Here is a 5,043-nt window from a genome sequence, read left to right on the forward strand (position 1 = left end):
GGCGTGCTCGGCAGCCGCGCCCTTGACCGGCAATTTAATGGTGCTGCGGTCGATGGAATCGAGCAGCACGTTCGCGACGTCGCGGACGTCGACGTCGTCCCGGCCCGCAGCTTCGGCACGGTCGTTGTCACCGTCGCTGACCATCACCCGGCAGAACGGGCAGGCGGTGGCGACCGTGCCGGCGCCGGTGGCCAGCGCCTCGTCGACGCGGGTGTGGTTGATCCGCTTGCCGATGTGTTCTTCCATCCACATCCGTGCACCGCCGGCGCCGCAGCAGAAGCTGAGATTGCCGTGGCGCGGCATCTCGGTCAGCGTCGCACCGGAGGCCCCGATCAACTCGCGCGGCGCTTCGTAAACGTTGTTGTGCCGGCCCAGGTAGCACGGGTCGTGATAGGTGATGGACCGCCCGTTGCCCGTGCCGTCGCCGTTGCCGTCGACCGACTTGACCGGTACCAGCTTCTTGTCTCGCACCAGTCGGTTGAGCAGCTGCGTGTGGTGCAGCACGGTGTAGTTGCTGCCCAGCTGCTTGTATTCGCGGCCGAGGGTGTTGAAGCAGTGCGGGCAGTGGGTGACGATCTTGCGGTCGACGGTCTCGACGCCCTCGAACACCCCGTCCAGGGTCTCGACGGCCTGCTGGGCCAGCTGCTGGAACAGGAACTCGTTGCCCGACCTGCGCGCGGAGTCACCGTTGCAGGTCTCGCCGGCGCCCAACACCAGGAACTTCACCCCGGCAATCGCCAACAGTTCGGCAACCGCCTTGGTGGTTTTTTTGGCCTTGTCGTCGTAGGCGCCCGCGCAGCCCACCCAAAACAGGTACTCGAAGCCGTCGAAGCTCTCGACGTCTTGGCCGTAGACCGGGACGTCGAAGTCAACCTCGTCGATCCAGTTCGTCCGGTCCGCCGCGTTCTGGCCCCAGGGGTTGCCCTTGTTCTCCAGGTTCTTGAACAGCACCGACAGCTCGGACGGGAACTCCGACTCCATCATCACCTGGTAACGGCGCATGTCGACGATGTGGTCGACGTGCTCGATGTCCACTGGGCATTGCTCAACGCAGGCCCCGCACGTCACGCACGACCACAGCACGTCGGGGTCGATGACGCCGCCCTGCTCGGCAGTGCCGACCAAGGGGCGGGTGGCCTGCTCCGGCCCGGAGCCGAGCACCCGGCCGAAGCCGGATTCCGGAACGTGGTGCTCTTCGTAGTGTTCGTCTCGCTGCAACTTCTCGCCGAGTCCACCCTCCGGAGTGTTCTCCAGCGGGCTTTCCTTCTCCTGCAGGATGTAGGGCGCCTTGGCCATCCAGTGATCGCGCAAGTCCATGATCACGAGCTTGGGTGACAGCGGCTTGCCGGTGTTCCACGCCGGACATTGCGACTGACAGCGCCCGCACTCGGTGCAGGTGGCGAAGTCCAGCATCGCCTTCCAGCTGAAATCCTCGATCTTGCCGCGGCCGAACTCGGCGTCGTCCGGCGGGTTCTCGAAGTCAATCGGCTTGCCGTCGGCTTCGATGGGCAGCAGCGGACCCAACCCGTCGGGCAGCCGTTTGAAGATGACGTTGATCGGCGCCGAGAAGATGTGCAGGTGCTTGGAGTGCAGCACGATGATCAGGAACGCCAGCATGACAGCGATGTGCAGCAGCAGGGCGGTCGTTTCGATGATTTCGTTGGCGGGCTGGCCGAGCGGACGCAGGGTCGCGGCGAACAGGTGGGACAGAAACGCGGCTTTCCCGTAGGGCAGCGTGCCGTTGTTGACCGCAGACCCGCGCACCAGCACGTAGGTCCAGATGACGTTGAAGATCATCAACAGCACCAACCAGGCCCCGCCCGTATGCGAGCCGTAGAACCGCGACGCGCGGCCGATCTCGGCGGGCCTCCGGGTCAGACGGATGATCGCGAAGGTTGTGATTCCCAGGAAGACGGCGGTGGCGAAGAAGTCCTGCAGGAAGCCCAGTGCCGCCCAGCGGCCGATGACCGGGATATGGAAGTTGGACTGGAACAGCAACCCGTAGGCCTCGATGTAGACCGTGAGCAGGATGAAGAAGCCCCACATGGTGAAGAAGTGGGCCAGTCCGGGGATAGACCACTTCAGCAGTCGGCGCTGCCCGAGGACCTCAACGACCTCGGCCCTGACCCGCTGGGCAGGGTCGTTGGTGTGCCCGGGGGCCGGCTGACCTGACAGGACCAGTTTGAACAGCCAGGCCACTCGGCGGGCGGCCAACAACCCCACGATCGCCGTCATGCCGAGGCCGACTATGAGTCTGATCAGCATCTGCGTGTGCACGGAGCTCCCCAATCTGGTTACCGACCGGTAACTAAACCAATGTTACTAGCCGGTAACCCTGCGGGGGTCCTGCTAGATGTGCCCATAGTTGCACCTTGTTAGCCGCCGTTGCGAGCAAGGATGACCTAACTCCGGTCGAAGCACTCAAGTCGTGGCGGAGTGGCCTCAGCGCGGGAAGCCGGGCAGGCGGGTGGTGGGTAGATCGGTCCACCAATGGCGGTGATGTCCATGGGTCGGCGGAGCGGTGCCCGGTGCGGATGACGTCCCGGGAGGTGCGATCGTCGGGGTCTCGTTGGTCGAGCTGGGCGGTGAACTCGACGTTGGAACGGTCATCGACGTGGTCGACGTGGTAGTTGTCGGCGTCGACGATGTGGTGGTGACCGACGGCTTGGTTGTGGCGGGCGTACCGCCGCCGCTGCCGTGCGCCAACTCGAGCAAGCCCCAGATGATCACCGCGAGCAGCGTGATGACCAGAATGCCCCATAGCCCGAGCACCCACGGCTTGAGAAACCACGGCTTGGTTTCCACCGCCGGATCGAAGGGCTGCTTAGAGCTGCCTTCGAAGTTTGAGCCGCCGCCGTCGTCTAGTGGTGTGCGAGCCACGCCGCGATCGTATCGCGGGTTCGTCGCGGACAGATCTGTACGAGGTCAGGGGCGTTCATAACCTCGCGGAAGTGTGATGACCGGGCCGCCTGGCACCGTGATCGTGGGCGGCAGCTTCGGCAGGTGGTGTCGATGCGACGGCGGGGCGGGTCGTGCCGGCGGGGGAGCGGGCGGCGCCGGTGCCTGCGGCGGTTCACCGCTCGGTGGCGGCGGCGCCTCTTCGGTGCTGCTGCTCGGCGACGGGCTTGTGGTGGTGGGTGTTGTGACCGTCGTGGTCGTCGTCGGCGTGGTGGTGGTTGTGTGTGTCGGCGTGGGTCCGCCGTGACCGCGGCCGGCCAGGTCGACGAGGCCGTAGAGAATCAGCGCGAACAGGGCCAGGACGAGTAGCCCCCAGGTGATCAGCACCGCCCGTCTGCGATACCACGGGGTCGGCGCGGAAGGTTCGGCGGCGGGCTTGAGCTGGGCATAGCTTTCCGTCGGAGGATCGTGATCAGGTGGTGCGGGCGGCCCGGGCGGCGGCTCGGGCGGCCGGTACCCGGGGGCGTTGAAATCGGCACGCCGGGTCGGCTGCCTGCTGGGATCCTCTGGAGGACCGTAGCCTGCCACGCACTAAATGGTACTGATTACCGCACCGGCCGGTGCCCAACGGCGGGTAAGTGCGTGTCGAGCCGGTTAACCCGTGCCGTCGTCGTGGTGGTGGTGATGGTGCCGATCTTCGGTGGTCGTCGTGGTGGTCGGCGTCGTGGGCGAGCTGCTCACCGAAGGTGGCGGAGCCACCGTGGCAGGCGGCGCCGTTGCAGTCTCGGAAACTTGTGGTGGAGCTTCTGGTGGGACAGTGGCCGTGGTCGTAGTCGTCGACGCCGTGGTCGCCGCTGTTGTCGACGAAGTCGGGGTCGTCTTGGAAGGCGCCTTGCCATGGCCGCCGCTGAGCAGCGCCACCAGCCCGATCATGACGAGCGCCAGCGCGACAACCGCTATCACCAGCAGCGTCAAGCGCTTGCGATACCACGGGGTGGGTGCTGGCTGCGGCTCGGGATCCTGCTGGCCGAAGTCGAACAACCCGGTCGGGTCTTCGCTCGGGTCGCCACCCCGTTGGTTGAAGCCGAAGCGTCCGGTCGGGTCTTCGTTCGGGTCGCCGGGAGGGCCGTATTGCGTCACGGCACAGATGGTACGGCTCGGGCAGAACCGCCCCGATTACCGCACTTACTGCAGCTGCGGCAGCACCTCGGCCGCGAACAGCTCCACATGCGCCAGGTCGGACATGTCGAGCACTTGCAGGTAAACCCGCTGCACGCCGGCCTCGGCGAACGGCCCGAGCCGGTCGACGATCTCGGCCGGTGTGCCCACCGTCGGCGAGTTGTTCCGCAGTTCGTCGAGTTCGCGGTTGATGGCACCGGCTCGCCGGGTTAGCACGGCGTCGTCGCGTCCGGCGCACAGCACGAACGCTGCCGAGTAGGTGATCGAGTCCGCGGCCCGGCCCTCCGCCTCGACCGCCGCGCGGACGCGGTCGAATTGGGTCGAGATCGTGTCCAGCGGTGCGAACGGCACGTTGAAGTCGGCCGCGAAGGTCGCGGCCAGCCGCGGGGTTCGCTTGGCGCCGGTCCCGCCGATAACGATCGGTGGATAGGGCCGTTGCACCGGTTTCGGCAGCGCCGGTGAATCGTTGACCGCGTAGTACGTGCCGGCGTGGTCGAACGTCTCTCCGGCCGGGGTGCTCCACAATCCGGTGATGATCTCCAGTTGTTCGGCGAATCGGTCGAATCGCTCGCCCCGCGGCGGGAACGGGATTCCGTAGGCCTGGTGTTCCCGCTCGAACCAGCCCGCGCCGAGCCCGAACTCCACCCGGCCGTCGCTCATGGCGTCGACTTGCGCGACGGCGACTGCGAGTGGTCCGGGATGCCGGAACGTCGCTGACGTGACGAGCGTGCCGAGGCGGATCGAGGTCGTTTCCCGCGCGATGCCTCCCAGCGTCAGCCAGGAGTCGGTCGGGCCGGGCGAACCGTCACCGCTCATCGCCAAGAAGTGATCAGAGCGGAAGAACGCTGAATACCCGGCTGCTTCCGCGGTTTGGGCGACTGCGAGTTGATCGTTGTAGCTGGCGCCTTGCTGAGGTTCGACGAACACCCGGAAATCCACGGGCTTCACCCTAGGCCGACGCGCCAT

5 protein-coding genes are annotated in these 5,043 nt (G+C 66.3%); all 5 read right to left on the minus strand.

What is annotated here, in order from left to right; genetic code table 11:
* Nucleotides 1–2,277: (Fe-S)-binding protein (locus WA317_RS01115; protein WP_425171276.1), on the minus strand; the 2,277-nt coding region annotated here is incomplete at its 3' end.
* A 165-nt stretch (nucleotides 2,278–2,442) separates the two neighbouring features.
* A complete protein-coding gene (locus tag WA317_RS01120; RefSeq protein ID WP_425171277.1) occupies nucleotides 2,443–2,880 on the minus strand; it encodes a hypothetical protein in 438 nt (145 codons plus the stop codon).
* A gap of 45 nt (nucleotides 2,881–2,925) precedes the next feature.
* Complete coding sequence (locus tag WA317_RS01125) at nucleotides 2,926–3,486, minus strand: hypothetical protein (RefSeq protein ID WP_425171278.1); 561 nt, start codon at nucleotides 3,484–3,486, stop codon at nucleotides 2,926–2,928.
* A 66-nt stretch (nucleotides 3,487–3,552) separates the two neighbouring features.
* The gene (locus WA317_RS01130) at nucleotides 3,553–4,038 is read right to left on the minus strand and encodes a hypothetical protein (RefSeq protein WP_425171279.1); all 486 of its coding nucleotides are present in this window, start codon (nucleotides 4,036–4,038) and stop codon (nucleotides 3,553–3,555) included.
* Between the two features lie 45 nt (nucleotides 4,039–4,083).
* Nucleotides 4,084–5,043, minus strand: a complete 960-nt coding sequence (locus WA317_RS01135) for an LLM class F420-dependent oxidoreductase (protein WP_425171280.1) — start codon at nucleotides 5,041–5,043, stop codon at nucleotides 4,084–4,086.

Origin of the sequence: Mycobacterium sp., from assembly GCF_049802695.1 — a bacterium.
Classification (GTDB): Bacteria; Actinomycetota; Actinomycetes; order Mycobacteriales; family Mycobacteriaceae; genus Mycobacterium.

Coding starts and splice junctions, on each gene's coding strand:
- WA317_RS01135 (WP_425171280.1), bottom strand. CDS start 5,043: ATGGCGCGTCGGCCTAGGGTGAAGCCCGTGGATTTCCGGGTGTTCGTC.